We start from the raw sequence: 15,882 nt of genomic DNA on the forward strand, positions 1-15,882 counted from the left end.
GTGATCCCTCTGACAATCTGATTTGGTCACTGGTGCTTTCGCAAAGCGAAATCAACTAGGTTGGCCTGATGCAGTCGCTACGCTCCGTTTGTTGCTTGTACCACTAACGGGGCTTTATGGCTTCTATTGTCTGAAATCTAATACATTGCACAAACATCATGTGGATTACTGTAAAGTTCATCACTATGATTATGTGTGCCATTGCCAGTTAAGAAATGCGGAGAGGACAATATGGATGTTACTGATGAGGCTTTGTTGAGTTCTGGCTTTACACCATCGGATTTGAAGAAGATAAAGAACAACGTTGAAAGCTATGGTGGAACGTTGGGGAATGCAATCAGGGACCTGGCCAGGCGATTTATTCTTGCCGTGTGGGTTGTATCCGGTTGCCTTGCTGTATTCATTTTTCTTGTGATGTTCGCATCTGAGCAGAGTGTTTTCTCTGGTGCTATTGGCCTTTCTTGTGGCGCAGCGGTTGCAATTTTTATACAGCCGCCTGTACTTGCTTATAAATCTTGGCGATTCTGTAGAGCGAACAAATCTTAATTAGTACTGTTATCAGTAGCCAGAAGATCAAAAATGACTTTCGCTTTGACACCATATCCAGCGATTTTCATCGTTAGCTTAGGCTTGCTCATTGTGTCAACTTTTCGGTAGTAATCACGCGGCAGCCAACGGAATAATCGCCAAGCTCCGGGTTTCCTTGCTAAGCCGAAGATACTATAGACACTCGCCCCTAGAGTCACCGTATTATAAAGAGCTAATCCACTTTTTGGGCTAAACCCCATAAATTGTGCGGTCTCCATTGCGCCATCAGCAAAAATTCCTTCCGATTTGGATTGTTCACCATAGCGAAGATGGCTTGCTTCTTTTGTTATACCGTTAATACCATCAACAAATAAAACTGCTCCTGCAAGAACTCCAACAGGGATCATAGTGGACATCATAACCATCCCACCAAATAATGCTGCTCCAGATACCACTATATGGATTGCTGAAATCATGTATCCGACGATTTTATTATTTTCCCTGACAAACTCGACCTTTGCATAAAGTTGGGCGGCTCTGGTTCTTAACAGGCGTTCTTGTTCTTGCAGATTATCTGTTTCGGCACGCAGATTTTTGATGCATACAATGCATTCTTCATCGGTTTTGGCCCGTCGTGCAGTTTCAAATTCTTTCTCTACGACCTGCCTTATCTCTTCGACAAACTTGATACGTGTTATCCCATCTTGCAAATAGAATGCTGATAGCCGATTTGCAGTTTCGACGAGTTTCCGGGCTTCCAGATTTACCATGGTATCTGACCATGTTCTGTTCCAGCCCCTGTTGAGCAGCGCGATATCCATTAAAGACTCCTTCCCAAAATGTGTCTGGTCATTTTACGTGCAATAAGGTCGAAGACAACAGGAAATACTTTCACAACCCGCCCCCGTGGGTGTCCCGTTGCTTTATCCTTCCAGTTTACATTCTCCTGTTCAAAATATCCCCGGCTCTGTTGATGATCTGCTAGACCGTCAGCCCAGGCCCTCGGTGAAAAGCGCTTTTCTTCGCCAAATATCGCTACGTGATGCCTTCAGCGACACGCCTCACTGCAACAAGCTTGGGCAGGTATTGCTTTTCGGAACGTTGACGCAAAGCAGGGCAACCAGTAGCTATTTCATCAACAGAAGGGAGACAGTCGGGAGGATTTTAGGTGAGTTCTCTTGTTCAAGGATTTTGTTTGAATTTGCAAGTTCATCGCACAATTTCAGATTTCAAACCTTTGAACCTGCCAGCGTGTCAAACCTGCTGAAAGCACAATTGCGCATTTGCCAGCAGACACAGAACTACTCCAGCAACATTACCAAAGCGGGCTAAAGATCAGCCACTAACAAGCGATATTCTCCCGGCCTAGCCGTCACCCTTCTGCACCATTTCCCACAACAATGCAAACAGTCTACCCGATAGCCCCGTATGCTCCACCAGAAGCGCTACAAGGCGTCGTCTTCTCACAATCGTATGACATACCGATAGCACAGCGCCCGGCTGACCTGCTCCCCGTTGATTAATACACACCGAAGTTAATAATGTCTTCATTAGGAACCATACTAATGAGTGAGTGATGGTGATAGGTTACTTAATGTGTTGTGGGGCTCATTACGCAGTTACGGACTACATTTTAGAAAAATTAAGGGCGCTCAGGCTACATGAACATAACAGTGAATTACCACCAAACGAATCAGTAGATCTGTGCAGGAAAGTTCTAATGAAACGACCAATTTTGTTGACTGCTACACAGAATGATTCCATCTATCACGGCTGACACCTGATACTTTTGAGAGCAACTAAAAAAACTGAACAGCATACCCATTTATTTAAGGTGTCAAAACACTGATAGAACTCGCGGCTCGAATCAACACGTATGTTCCTCAAACAAACCTTTGGGGGTATTAAAGGGGTCTGTAAAAATATCATATAGAATAAAATAATTATTAATCAATTAGTTGCGCTGCACTGTGTTGTTCTGTTTCTATTATCGCTGTTTATAGACGGTACTTTATATCCTGTAACTGGACTCAACCAGGACCAAGTCACTGCTGGGGCATAACTTCGGACATTCAATGTTAAGTCTTGGGCGATGCCTACAATGATGTCTAACGTGCGACTTGTAGAAATTGCTAACCCCAGAGAAAACCTTGAACTCCGCCGATCGTACTGGTTGATCTTCAAGCCTGCCTGCAATGTCCGGCAATTCGTCATTGAGTCAAGTGTTTAAAAAATCCCATCTTAAGGTTATCCTTTCATGAATATACCAATCATGAAAACAGACGAGCATATGACCAGTCAACTGACGGAAAAAGACCTGCTGGATAATGGTTTTTCAAGTAAGCAATTATCTCGTCTGAAAGAGGTATTGAGCAGGGATGAAAATGCTGACGAAACGCTTTCAATATTAGTGGATGATCTAAGTAAGCGTTTTTATGGTGGGATGATTTGTCTGTTGCTTATCCTGGTACCGCTGATTTTGCTTCCTGTCTTTTATACGTACTCGCTGCTGTTATATTACTTACCTGTTGCAGTTTTTGGTGTTATTGCGGTCTGGTATCTGATACCACTTGGCCTTTCATGGAAAGCGCATAAAATGATGAAAGGCCGGTTGGCTTCTCACACGCGCTGACAAATATGTGCAGTTCCGACCTATAGAGTAGAAGGATTATGCAAAGCTTTTATCATCTTGATCAGCTGATTCAGGGTTATTTCAATCAGGATCATGACCTCATCAATGAGGGGGAGGATACCATTGAGGGCATCATTAATCTGTATAAAAAAACAGCCCCCGGTTGGATGCTAAAAGCGTTAGCCGAAGAAGTTGATACTTTTATTGAGTGTAATAAAGGCAGGCTGGATGATGAGTTCAAAATGCGATATGGATTTGATTTTTCACCTGAGCTGTGGGACTCGACCCCTTTCGATTTTCTGATGACAGTGCGCAGGCTAGTCCTTGCTTAGCATAGATGTCTGGCAGACTTAATGCTCAATCCCGACCAAAAGAAACCATCACGACTTCTTACGCATCATTCGTTAAGTTCCGCTGACAGCTCCGGCAGCCCATCACACATCTCCTGCAACTCATTAAACATCCTCGCCACATGGAAACCATCGCACACCGAGTGATGTACCTGCACCGCCATAGGCAACAACACTTTCCCATCCTGTTCGTAGTATTTTCCAAACGTGAACATAGGTGAAAAGAAGTTCTTCATATGCGCAATGTTCATATTAAAGTTCGTAAACGTTACCCATGGAATAGACGATACGAAAAAGACATTTTCCCGGGACTCTTCCTTAGGCCAGTAGGAAAGGTTATGGCCATAGCGCGCCGTATCTTCTGCATACGTGTCCTGGAAGTGTTGCATATTGCCATCGTAGTGGCTCCACAATGACGAAAAGGTCTCCGTTTCGGGATGGAAAATGGTATAGCTGGGATGAATTTCATTCCATACGACAAGCTCATTGTTCTTCATGGCCATACGGAACTCAGGATGCCGGTTCATGATTTTAGAGAGGAGGAAAATAATAGTGGGGTAAAACTTCCAGCCAACCGTTTTAATATGTTTTCGCAGCACGGTAATGTCGATCAGAACCGTTTGGTTGATGGTACATTCAGCAAACGACTGAAAAACTTCAAAATGCTCCTTCCTTGCCCAACGAGATAAATCAACAGGTGTATATTCCGGGACGGTCTTTTTCATTTTTTAACCTTTGATTCGCTGTCATCTAAATGGTGTTGGGCCAGAAGCAACCGCGAACCATTTCAACCGCATCTAATCTTGCTGTCAATCTCCGGCTGTGGTTTTCCAAACAGGTATCCCTGCACCAGATCGCAGCCAAGGGCCTGAAGACGTTCAAGCTGCGCTTCGGTTTCTACACCTTCTGCAATCACGCTCATATTCAGGCTCTTCGCCATACCGGTAATCAGTTTGACGATATTAAGCGCATCATCTTGCGTGGATATCGGATTCACAAAGGATTTGTCTATTTTGATTTTATCAAAATTAAGCTCACTCAATCTGGAGAGCGACGAATATCCCGTGCCGAAATCATCGATGGAAATTTTCACACCCAGCGAACGCAGTTTTTTGAGGATCGTAATCGGCATTGTGCTGTCACTGAAGAGCGAAGACTCTGTCACCTCCAGCTCAAGCCGGTTAGCCGGTAATCCGGTCTCTTTCAGGATGGTTTGCACCATCGTCGTAAACGATTTATTACCCAACTGGATAGGTGAGACGTTCACCGAGATCCGTGCCGGAACCGCCCAGGAGACCGCTTCCCGGCAGGCAAGCTCAAGCACAATTTTGCCGATCGCGTTGATCATCCCGGTTTTTTCAGCAACAGAGATAAAGTAGTCAGGCGACAGCATCCCTTTTACCGGGTGCATCCAGCGAATAAGCGCCTCGTAGCCGTAAATGTCATTGCTGAATGAATCGACAATCGGCTGGTAATAAATCACAAATTCATTGTGATCGAGCGCCAGTGCCATGTCATGTTCAAGGGTTCTGCTCTCCTGCAATTTTTGCATCATCCACTGACGGAACACTTTTATCTGCTGGGAACCGGCTTTTTTCGCTTCGTACAGGGCCAGGTCGGCAAATTTATACAGAAAGTCAGAGCGTCGTTCATTATCCGATAAAACGATACCCACGCAGGTCGCAATTTTTATCAGCTGGTTATTAATCGTATAGGACTGGCTGATCTGATCGCTGATTTCTTTGGCGCGCGAAATTGCCGCGTTTTCGGTCAAGCCACTGGACAGAAGGGCAAATTCGTCGCCGCCCAACCGGTAAAACGTATCGGAAGCGCTGCTCATTGAGGTGAGACGTCGGGATACCTGGTTCAACAGTAAATCGCCGGTATCATGGCCATAAGTGTCGTTGACCTCTTTGAACCGGTCTAAATCAAATAACATCACCGTGACAGGCGTATGGTTTTTATCCGCCTGAAGATTAATTTTGTTGAGATCGTCCCAGAAGAACAGACGGTTTTTCATGCCAGTGAGGGAATCATGATAAACATCATATTCCAGCTTCGCATTCTGAATTTGCAGTGTTTCTTTTGATATTTGGAGTTCGTCAGCCAGGCTTTTAACCTGCATGTGCGCTTTGAGAATATTTTTATTCTGGTAGATCATTAAAAAGCCAAGAATAAAGCTTAGGATCACCAGCAGCAATGAAAGCGCGGAATAAATATAGTAAAGGATCTGTATTTTTGTGTTGGATTCATTAACCGTGTTAATATCTTTTGTTAATGCCGTGGCAGAAAGCTGGCTGAGCGGTGCATCGAGCTCATGCATATTTTTCAGGTAGGCCTGTAACTCGGCATGGCTCATGTTTTCAAGATGGCTATCCAGATAATTCAGTATATTTTCTAAGCGTAAAGCGAGCTCCTGATGCGTTTTATCGCTGTCAATGTAGCGACCTAAATCACCCCCCTTCATTAAATCGCCCTGACTGAGCATAATTTCAAGACGCATGCGGACCTGGTCTATCGTAACGTCATCGGTATCGGTTGCGTATAGACCAAGCCATGATTCAAAGCGGTAATACTCGGATACCAGTTGAGCCACGGACCAGGACTCGGTGTACTGAGTCAGTTTTTGCAATTCCTGCTGGCGATCGTAAACAAGGAATGCAATATATCCTGTCGTGATAAAAAGAGAAAAAATGATACCAACCAGTATCCTGTTCATTATGTTCTCCTGAACTGCTATTCAATCTTCATTTTGCTAACCTGCCATGCTGAACGCGAGTAATAAATCTGATTATTCAACTCAGGAAGACTGTCATAGGGGTATACAATGAATGATGGACCTTTATCGCGGATGCGCATATATTCGCCATTCACCTTCAAAGCAAGTATGGCATTGTATTTTTTAAAGTCGCTGAGCGGGATGACGGTTGAGTAATCATTGAGCGCAATAACATTAATGTTAGTACCCTTTGCACCCACATAATCCATGAGTTTACGCATCGGAACCCCCTCAAACCTAGTTCGACCATTATACCAGGGGGAGGTCGTCTCAAAGCTTACCATGCCCAGTTTTTCAAGGCTGGCGAGATCAAACACTGCTTTTCCATTTTCATTGGTATTTTCTATATTACCGTAAATCGTTAAAATGGGTTTACCAACAGGTTTTGGCAGTTCGCCTGCCCAGGTTACACTCTGTACCAGACAGCATAACAGCAGTAAGGTTAATCGCATTTCGGCCTCCACCTTTTTAACAGAAGTATAAGAATTATAATTTAGATATCACACGAGTTGATATATTTTGTTGGTGAGCAAGGGTTTTTATCGTTTTTATTGATGTAAACTCATCTTTATCAACGAGTTAGGTGTTTCTGTTGGCAGGGTGTTTGTTATGCGAGCGCCGCTTAACGTTTTGATAAAAGCATAAATTGCGGGCGGAAATGCTCTTGTGTTTAAAAAATGATCACTTTATTTGATTGATATTATCTTCCACCCCATGAGCGGTGGGGTATCCGTGGCTTTTTGGGGGCGCGAATTTGAAGACAAAATACGCGCCCCGGTTGAATCTGCCGTTTCAGGATGACGATTAGCGAGGACACGAGCATTCCGGGTGTGCTTGTCCAGAACCGCTTTCCTTACTTCAGCTCCTCCCGGACGGCTGATGCCGACTTGTTTCCTTTCGCCATGCTGGCAAAAACGGTGTCCCGGTAGATCCACGCATGCACTAATGCGGCAGAGATATGGACCAGCACCACCGCAAAAAGTAATTTTGCCAGAAGACTATGGGCGTCGTGGCACCACGCATACAGTGCCGGACTGGCGGGAACAATCGGAGGCAGGTTGAAACCGTCAAACATCACGATCGGCACGCCCGCCGCCGAAAGCTGTGCCCAGCCCAGCAGCGGCATTGCCAGCATCAACGCGTACAGCACCCAGTGAGATGCCTTCGCTGCAAGCACCTGCCAGACGGGCAAATCCGCAGGCAGAGGAGGCGTGCGGCTCAGGAGCCGATTGACCAGACGAACCAGCGCAAGCAGTAAAATGGCGATACCCAGTGGCCGGTGCAGGTCGATCAACCAAATCCGATGATGTAACGACGTCATCATGGCGGCACCAATGAAAAGCATCGCCAGGATCATAACCGCCATCAGCCAGTGCAGGCTTCGTGCCAGGGTATTGAAATGCTGTGGGGCGTGCTCACGCAGACGTTTATTCGTGCTCATTTTACCTCCTGCTTTTGCTCGGCTTCGGTGGCTTTGCCATAGCCAATTTCTCGCTCACGGCGACTGAAAGAGTGCGAGTAAGCGGCCGAACGCGCGTTTAAGACGGGATCATCCGTCACCGCAACGCCCGCCGGAACGATAGAGGGATCAAAGTTAACGTCGCGGCACGCGCCCACGGATTGCGCTTCGACACGCGTCACTTCCAGCGTACCGGCCACCACCTGCTTGCGATTATCCGGCCAGGGTCGGGAAGGGTCATCCACCGGATCGCCCGGCTGCGCGAGCTGCAAAACGTAATCCCAGTAGAGTGGTTTCTGTGCCAGGCGCTGGCGCAGGCTTTCGAACAGGAAATTATCATCCGCTTTCTTTCGCTGTTCATCGCTCAGGGAGAAGAACGGATCGTGCGGACGCATCATCCAGCGCACAGGTTGTCGCTCCCCCTGCGCGTTCACAAGGTAGAAAGCGTTGATGCTGTAAAACGTCGCCCCGGCGAAGCTGCCGGGGGCGGGTTTCTGCGCCGCCCATTTAAGGTATTTCTCTGCCTCCGGGTAGGCTTTCAAAAAGTCCGCGAGACGCTGCGGGTCCGGCTTGCCGGTGGCCGCATCAACTGCCGTGGCCTGGCGCAAGGCCAGAAATCCTTCCGGGTTGCGGGTGGCGAAGTAAGGTTCGTTATTCATCGCCATCCGCCATTGTTGCTTGTCATCCGTTTTCAGCAACAGCGCCATGCTCAGGGTTTTGGTTGTACTATCCGGGGCGTGGGGATCGCCAGTACCAATTGAGAATCGGCCCACTACGGGGATTTCCGGCTGAGAAAATAGCCGGGAGGTGGACAGAGAAACCGCTGAGCCGTTTGGCACAAAGGTGCCGGCAAAGCAGATGCCTTTGCCATGCGCACGGCGAAAGCCCGGCGGAAAGGGTTTTGGTGTTTCACTCACCAGTGCCTGGCTGACCGTGCGTGACCCAAGCCAGCCCGCAGTCCATGCAAAAGCCGATGCCAGCGTACCGGCGACAACAGCGATCGATGCCAGGGCGCCCCAGGTTTTTTTGGACCTCAAATCCAGTTTCGACATAGACGTTTTTCCATAAAAATTATCATCACCTGCCATGCACAATATGTTGTGCGTGGCAGGCGATAATACAGTGGCGAATATGACTCGATTATATGAGGCCAGGGGCATAAAGACAGAATATCACGAAAAGTTTAAAACTTTCCGTTGCCAGAATGGTGGGGTTACTCATCACATCGGAAGTTATGACCAAGCCGGGCGCCCAGAGAGAAATAGTGACGAAACAGGTAATATAAGGGCTGCCATTTCTCCACATTAAATTTTAACCCTTTCCCGGTGTGAATTAATAACGTCTCGGAAATGTGCGCGCAGGTTATCGTGGCATCAACGGATACCAGGCTTTCCCGGGAACCGGCAAGGGGCGATATCCCGCAAACCGTAGCTTCTATTTGTATCGGACACTCCTTAATTCTCACTGCGTTAACTGTCTCCGACTTCATTTTGTGAAAATTTCCGCAGCTAAACTTATCCTGTTCAAAAATATACCCCATCTTTTTCTTCCATTCTGGTGGTGAGGCTTTGCCTGTTTTATTGGCGAGCGCTTCAATATTCGGCCATAAGCGGCTGTCCGGAATATTGAGAACAATACCCGTATTATCCTTTATATTTTCATAACACTTTCCGTCGGTACCAAGGCCGAATACGATATTCTGATCAAGGATCCACCACGACGAGATCGGGCTCAGGTTGGTTGAACCGTCAGGATTTTGGCTGGAGATAATGGCGACAGGGGTACCAAAATATAAAGAGGCAAAATCGACTTGCTGGGTTTTCATTTTCTCATCCTCTGATTAACAAAGGCCCAGTCTATGTGGTGCAGACGTAGTTTACTTCGGTGAAGCGTGAAGTAAGGTCGGCGCATTCGCTGCACTGGCTTGTTATCAGAGCAACGACACGGAATATTTCCCTGTGAGAAAAGAGGCTTATCCCGCTCAGGATCCTTTAGCCGTTTAACGGGGGGCGCGAACCCCGCTAACCTGCCTCCAGCATGCCAAAGCTCACGATCCGCGACCGGCCCAGCTCTTTCGCCCGGTATAACGCCACATCCGCGGCGCGCAGCAGATTGTCGGTCTGGGCATGTTGCGGATAGCTGGCAATCCCAATCGACACGTCCACCGGCCCAATCTCGGTCAGCCCGTAGCGAAGCGACAGCTCATGCACGCCGGCGTAAATCTTCTGCGCACAGGCGTGCGCTTCTTCTTCATCGGCACCGGAAAGCAGCACCAGAAACTCTTCGCCTCCGTAACGAAATGCCAGCCCGTTGTCATGTGTGGCCCGCTGAACAATCGACGCCACGCTTTTGATCACCTGATCGCCCGCTTCATGGCCGAACCGGTCATTAATGCTCTTGAAGTGGTCGATATCGATCATCATGCAGCTTAACGGTTCGCCGCTGCGCATCGCCTGTGCCGTTTGGGTTTGCAGGGTATCTTCCAGATGATGACGATTACGCAGGCCGGTGAGCGGGTCAAACAACGCTTTTTCCAGCAACGCGTCGCGCAGACGCTGGTTGGCCAGCGCCAGCCCAAGTGCTTCAGCCATCAGTTCCAGATAGGCGCGGTAAGGGGCATTTTCTGCAGTGATATTCTGGAAGGAGAGTAAACCAATGGCCTCGCCCTGGGCGATAAGGGGGACGCACAGCGAACTGTCCCCTTCTGACGCCGGCAGGTGATAGCAGGCAATATCCGGTTCACCGTTTACCGGCGGGTGGCTCTGCCCGCGCCGTATGGCCCAGCACTCATCCGGATGGAACGTGGCTTCTTCACCGGTCGGCGACAACCAGTGCGCGACGCAGCGCATCTGCCACGGATCGCGGTCGAGGACGTAGAGCCGGCCCGCGATCCCCGGCGCGATATTGGGGGCAAACAGCTCCGCCACGTTAATCACATCGTTAACGTTCTCACACCCCTGCAGCCGCTGGGTCATGCGCGCCAGCAGCTCGCGGATGGCCCATTCGGCATCGCGCTCTCTTTCCAGACGCTGTCGCGCAAGCCCGTTTTCACGGAAGATGCGGATGGCCTGCGCCATGTCACCTATCTCATCAATCTGGTTGAAATTGGGCGTTTCAACCGCGTAATCCTGTGACGCCAGGCGGTGCACCACGTCGCTCAACCGCACCACGGGGCGCAGCACGCGACGTTTCAGGATAAAACCAAGGACAAACAGGAACAGCAGGGCGGTCAGGCCGACCATCATTTCAGAAGCCGTACGGAGCGCTTTCGATTTTTTTGTCGCCTCCTGAACGGAGGCGATAACGCGCTTGTCGAGTATCTGGCGAAAGTGATCGATCTGGTTCTGGGCGCGCTCAAGCTCCTGCTCATAGGGTGCGCCATAAAGCAGGGCAACGGCCTGAGCGTCGTCACCCTGTTCAAGGCTGTTCAGTGCGGTTTGCTGTTCGTCCTGCAGTTCATCGACGATCTTTATTCCTTCATGCAGCAGGGCCAGTTCTTCATCCGAAGCGCCATTATCCTGCAGCTTTTCCAGCCGAAGCTCGATGCGCTTCAGGCTGTTTTCGGCCTGGTTATATTCTTTGAGAACCTGCGGATCTTTTTTGATGACGTACAGCCGGGCTAAATCAGACTGCGCCCAGATATCGGTTTCGATATCTTCCGTAAGCGCATCAAAACGCTGGCGTTGTTCAACGGCCTGACGCTCAAGCGTGTCGGCATTGGACGCCATCAGCATGATGATGCCGGAGGCGATAGTCAGGCAGACCGTGGCACCGTAGGCCCAGTTTGTTATCGTCGCGATTCGCACCAGATGATCCTTTTACAACATGAAGAGGACGGCGTTCTTCAAATTATAGAAAACGTTTGATTTAAGGCGAAAAAAAAGGCGGCACAGTGCCGCCTGGTGTGGTCTTTATCGTCACATCCTTACAAATCTGGAGGGTTTTTTCCCTCTTCAATGAAATCCGCGTCCAGTTCTTCGGCGTTGCCTTCGTGGTCGCGCCCGGAGAAGAGGTTCCAGCAGGCGATAAACAGCGCAGCAATCAGCGGCCCAATGACAAAGCCGTTAATGCCGTACAGCTCCATACCGCCGAGGGTGGAGATCAGGATCAGGTAGTCCGGCATTTTGGTGTCTTTCCCCACCAGCAGCGGGCGCAGGATGTTGTCCACCAGCCCGACGACGATCACGAAGAAGCCGACAATAAACAGCCCTTGCCAGATCTGATGCGTGGCGAAGAGGAAAATGGCGGCCGGTACCCAGACAATCGCTGAGCCGATGGCCGGCACCAGCGAGAGGAACGCCATCAGCGCGCCCCAGAGTACGCTGCCGTCGATACCGGCAATCGCAAAGGCAATTCCGCCGAGTATGCCCTGCACCACGGCCACCGCTGCGGTCCCTTTTACCGTGGCGCGGGAGACGCCGACGAACTTGGCGAACAGGTGCTGCTTGGCAAAATCGGACAGCGGAAGGGAGTCGAGGATCTGGCGCACCAGATACGGGCCGTCTTTCAGCAGGAAGAACAGCAGATAGAGCATGATGCCGAAGCTAATGGCGAAGCCAAACGTGCCTTTGCCAATCAGAAACGCGCTGCCGGCGAGATATTGCCCGCCCTGCAGGGCGACATCGGAGAGTTTTTTCTGGATCTGCGCGGCGTTGGTCAGGTTGTGATCCGCGAGGAAACCGCTGGCCCAGTCAGGCAGATGATTGAAAATGCTGGCCACCACCTCCGGGAATTGGGTGTTGTTCTCCTGCAGTTTGGTGTACACCACGTTCAGCTCAATGGCGAGTGAAGAGAGGATCACCATCAGCGGGATAAAGACGATCAGACAGATAATGCCGATGGTCAACAACGAGGCCAGCCCGTTGCGATCCCCCAGCGCGGCGCGCAGCTTGTTTTTTACCGGGTTAAAGATGACGGTCAGAATGGCGGCCCACAGAATGGCGGAGAAGTAGGGCGACAGCACGTCGAAGAACGCCCATGTCACAAGGGCGAGGATGAAAATAAAGAAACCTTTGGTCAGTCCGTTAAAGCGCATCAGTCAGTCCTGGTTACTAAGAAACTGTGTCGACTATAGAACTGATTGTGAGAATTACCAACCCTTGCGCCGGGTGGCGTTGCGGTATGACGCCGCTCTTCATGGATACTACTTTCGACTGACCGAAGAACGTCTCGTCCGGCACCATGCTGTAAGTATCTGCTTGCGGAGGTGCCTATGGCCTGGCGTCCGATTCTCTATGTGATCCTCACCACCCACCCCAGACTCAGCGCGCGGCGTGCCCGTTTACGTCTGGTCATCTAGCTTTTTATTAACAATCGCGGTATAACACACCTTCTTTGGATGTTTAGATGTCCATACGTATAGAAGGTAATATGCAAACACAACAAGAAAATGGGCAGCTTAAGCGCACCATGAAAACACGCCACCTGATTATGCTCTCGCTGGGTGGCGTGATTGGGACAGGGTTATTCTTCAATACCGGATACATTATTTCGACGACCGGGGCGGCCGGTACGCTACTGGCGTACCTGATAGGCGCGCTGGTGGTCTGGCTGGTGATGCAGTGTCTGGGCGAGCTCTCCGTGGCGATGCCGGAAACCGGCGCGTTCCACGTCTATGCCGCGCGTTATCTTGGCCCGGCGACGGGTTACACCGTGGCGTGGCTCTACTGGCTCACCTGGACGGTGGCGCTCGGGTCGAGTTTTACCGCCGCCGGGTTCTGTATGCAGTACTGGTTCCCGCAGGTGCCCGTCTGGGCGTGGTGCGTGGTCTTCTGCGTGGTGATTTTTGGCCTTAACGTCATCTCCACGCGCTTCTTTGCGGAAGGTGAGTTCTGGTTCTCACTGGTCAAAGTCATCACCATTATCGCCTTTATTATCCTGGGCGGGGCGGCGGTCTTTGGCTTTATCCCGATGCAGGACGGTTCACTGGCGCCAGGCTTGAGTAACATTACCGCGGAGGGCTGGTTCCCGCACGGCGGCCTGCCGATCCTGATGACCATGGTGGCGGTGAACTTTGCCTTCTCCGGGACCGAACTGATCGGTATCGCGGCGGGTGAAACGGAAAACCCGCACAAGGTGATCCCGGTGGCTATCCGTACCACCATTGCCCGGCTGATTATCTTCTTTATCGGTACTGTTTTTGTGCTGGCGGCGCTGATCCCGATGCAGCAGGCGGGCGTGGAAAAGAGTCCGTTCGTGCTGGTGTTTGAAAAAGTGGGTATTCCTTACGCGGCGGACATCTTTAACTTTGTGATTTTGACGGCGATCCTCTCGGCGGCGAACTCCGGGCTGTATGCCTCCGGGCGCATGCTTTGGTCGCTCTCTAATGAGAAAACGCTGCCGCGCTGCTTTGCCCGGGTGAACAAAAACGGCGTGCCGCTGACGGCGCTCTCCGTTTCCATGCTCGGTGGCGTGCTGGCGCTGTTCTCAAGCGTGGTGGCGCCGGACACGGTGTTCGTGGCGCTCTCGGCAATTTCGGGCTTTGCCGTGGTGGCGGTCTGGATCAGCATCTGCGCGTCGCACTTCGTTTTCCGTCGTCGTCATCTGCAGTCCGGCCAGCCGCTCTCTGCGCTGCAGTACCGTGCGCCGTGGTATCCGCTGGTGCCGGTACTCGGTTTTATCCTCTGCGTGGTGGCCTGTGTCGGCCTGTGGTTTGACCCGAGCCAGCGCATTGCCCTTTATTGCGGGATTCCGTTTGTCGCCCTGTGTTATGGTGCGTACTACCTGACCCGAAATATGACATCGCAGGAGCCTGAACATGTCGCAGAATAATCCGCTTACCGCCATCCTCGAAAAACAGCCGTTTGTGGTGCTGGATGGCGCGATGGCGACGGAGCTGGAAGCGCGGGGATGTAATCTTGCAGACAACCTCTGGTCTGCCAAAGTATTGATGGAAAACCCGGAGCTTATCCGCGAAGTCCACCTCGACTACTACCGGGCTGGCGCGCAGGTGGCCATCACCGCCAGCTATCAGGCGACGCCTGCGGGCTTTGCGGCACGCGGCCTCGATGAAGCGCAATCCCGGGCGCTGATCGGCAAAAGCGTGGCGCTGGCGCGCAAGGCGCGTGAAGCGTATCTGGCTGAAAATCCGCATGCGGGCACGCTGCTGGTCGCAGGTTCCGTGGGGCCGTATGGCGCCTATCTGGCGGATGGCTCGGAATATCGCGGCGACTATGTGCGCAGTGCTGAAGCGTTCACTGCTTTCCACCGCCCGCGCGTGGAGGCGCTGCTGGATGCCGGTGCCGATCTGCTGGCGTGTGAAACGCTGCCGTCCTTTGCGGAAATCAGGGCGCTGGCGGCACTTCTGGCCGAATATCCCCGCGCCCGGGCATGGTTTTCGTTTACCTTACGGGACAGCGAACACCTGAGCGACGGTACGCCGCTGCGTGATGTGGTCAGCGTGCTGGCAAGCGCTCCGCAGATTGTCGCGCTGGGCATTAACTGTATCGCTCTGGAAAACACCACGGCGGCGTTGAAACATCTGCAAAGCCTGACGGCGCTGCCATTGGTGGTCTACCCGAACTCGGGCGAGCATTATGATGCGGTGACCAAAACCTGGCACCACCACGGCGAAGCGTGTGAGACGCTGGCGGGGTATCTGCCCCAGTGGCTGGACGCCGGTGCGAAGCTGATTGGCGGATGCTGTCGCACCACGCCGAAGGATATCGCTGAGCTTAACGCGAAGCGCTGAGGCCCTCACCTTAACCCTCTCCCACGGGGCTGAGGGATCCCCACAAAATAATGTCTGCACAGTCGACCCCCTCTCCCTTGAGGGAGAGGGCTAGGGTGAGGGGGGAACATACGACTGTGGAGGTAATTCCGTTCACTTTGTGTACCTTGCTACTCTGTAACGACATGACCGGTGAACGTGCCAGGGTGGCTCAATCGCCACCACCCTGGCGACCCGGGCTCCCGGCGGTAAATCGCCGCTTCGCGGTACCCTCAGCTTATTCCTTCAGGCTATCGGGTCGGGCATGAGCCTGCATCCCTGCAGGCCACGCCCTCTCGGCGCATCCCTGCGCCTCGCCCCGGCCTTACGGAAACGCCTCGGCGATTTACAGCCGGACCAGGGCATCGCTGTAATTCATTCATTTTCCTGAAACAACCTTCGTCGCTTTCGGTAAAAAAATTACTG

Annotated in this window: 14 protein-coding genes; 5 read left to right on the forward strand and 9 right to left on the reverse strand. The window is 51.2% G+C overall.

All coding sequences use genetic code 11. From position 1 onward, the window contains the following. The first annotated feature begins 231 nt into the window (after nt 1-231). The gene (locus GM298_RS10535) at nt 232-546 is read left to right on the forward strand and encodes a hypothetical protein (RefSeq protein ID WP_015673660.1); all 315 of its coding nucleotides are present in this window, start codon (nt 232-234) and stop codon (nt 544-546) included. On the opposite strand, the gene GM298_RS10540 is transcribed toward GM298_RS10535, so the two are convergent. Then, nucleotides 543-1,349, reverse strand: a complete 807-nt coding sequence (locus tag GM298_RS10540; RefSeq protein WP_266154077.1) for a DUF4225 domain-containing protein — start codon at nt 1,347-1,349, stop codon at nt 543-545. The genes GM298_RS10535 and GM298_RS10540 overlap by 4 nt on opposite strands. Nucleotides 1,350-2,785: 1,436 nt before the next feature. Here GM298_RS10540 and GM298_RS10545 point away from each other — a divergent pair. After that, entirely contained in the window at nt 2,786-3,160 is a 375-nt protein-coding gene (locus tag GM298_RS10545) for a hypothetical protein (RefSeq protein ID WP_266154078.1), read from the forward strand. 38 nt (nt 3,161-3,198) lie between these two features. Next, nucleotides 3,199-3,492 (forward strand): contact-dependent growth inhibition system immunity protein, encoded by a 294-nt coding sequence (locus GM298_RS10550; protein ID WP_266154079.1) that lies wholly within the window; start codon nt 3,199-3,201, stop codon nt 3,490-3,492. 65 nt (nt 3,493-3,557) lie between these two features. Here GM298_RS10550 and catA read toward each other — a convergent pair whose 3' ends face one another. From catA to GM298_RS10590, 8 genes are all read right to left on the reverse strand, one after another. Continuing rightward, nucleotides 3,558-4,235 (reverse strand): type A chloramphenicol O-acetyltransferase, encoded by a 678-nt coding sequence (gene catA, locus GM298_RS10555; protein WP_266154080.1) that lies wholly within the window; start codon nt 4,233-4,235, stop codon nt 3,558-3,560. Between the two features lie 62 nt (nt 4,236-4,297). Further along, on the reverse strand, nt 4,298-6,229 hold the full coding sequence (locus GM298_RS10560; RefSeq protein ID WP_266154081.1) for a GGDEF domain-containing phosphodiesterase: 1,932 nt from the start codon (nt 6,227-6,229) through the stop codon (nt 4,298-4,300). A gap of 17 nt (nt 6,230-6,246) precedes the next feature. Beyond that, entirely contained in the window at nt 6,247-6,741 is a 495-nt protein-coding gene (locus GM298_RS10565) for a molybdopterin-dependent oxidoreductase (protein ID WP_266154082.1), read from the reverse strand. 401 nt (nt 6,742-7,142) lie between these two features. After that, a complete protein-coding gene (locus GM298_RS10570) occupies nt 7,143-7,730 on the reverse strand; it encodes a cytochrome b (protein ID WP_266154083.1) in 588 nt (195 codons plus the stop codon). Further along, entirely contained in the window at nt 7,727-8,800 is a 1,074-nt protein-coding gene (locus GM298_RS10575) for a catalase family peroxidase (RefSeq protein ID WP_266154084.1), read from the reverse strand. Before GM298_RS10575 ends, GM298_RS10570 begins: the two co-directional genes overlap by 4 nt. Before the next feature lie 161 nt (nt 8,801-8,961). After that, nucleotides 8,962-9,573 carry a flavin reductase family protein gene (locus GM298_RS10580; protein WP_266154085.1) on the reverse strand — a complete coding sequence of 204 codons (612 nt, stop codon included), beginning with the start codon at nt 9,571-9,573 and terminating at the stop codon, nt 8,962-8,964. A 196-nt stretch (nt 9,574-9,769) separates the two neighbouring features. Then, nucleotides 9,770-11,554, reverse strand: coding sequence for a diguanylate cyclase (locus tag GM298_RS10585; protein WP_266154086.1), 1,785 nt, complete (start codon nt 11,552-11,554; stop codon nt 9,770-9,772). 119 nt (nt 11,555-11,673) lie between these two features. Then, on the reverse strand, nt 11,674-12,783 hold the full coding sequence (locus GM298_RS10590) for an AI-2E family transporter (RefSeq protein ID WP_008503245.1): 1,110 nt from the start codon (nt 12,781-12,783) through the stop codon (nt 11,674-11,676). Nucleotides 12,784-13,118: 335 nt separating this feature from the next. On the opposite strand from GM298_RS10590, the gene mmuP reads away from it, so the two are divergent. Both mmuP and mmuM read left to right on the forward strand, forming a co-directional pair. Next, a complete protein-coding gene (mmuP, locus tag GM298_RS10595) occupies nt 13,119-14,519 on the forward strand; it encodes an S-methylmethionine permease (protein ID WP_266154087.1) in 1,401 nt (466 codons plus the stop codon). After that, a complete protein-coding gene (gene mmuM / locus GM298_RS10600; RefSeq protein ID WP_045286817.1) occupies nt 14,506-15,438 on the forward strand; it encodes a homocysteine S-methyltransferase in 933 nt (310 codons plus the stop codon). Before mmuP ends, mmuM begins: the two co-directional genes overlap by 14 nt. The last annotated feature ends 444 nt before the right edge of the window (nt 15,439-15,882 follow it).

This window comes from Enterobacter sp. HSTU-ASh6 (assembly GCF_026319105.1).
GTDB lineage: Bacteria > Pseudomonadota > Gammaproteobacteria > Enterobacterales > Enterobacteriaceae > Enterobacter > Enterobacter sichuanensis.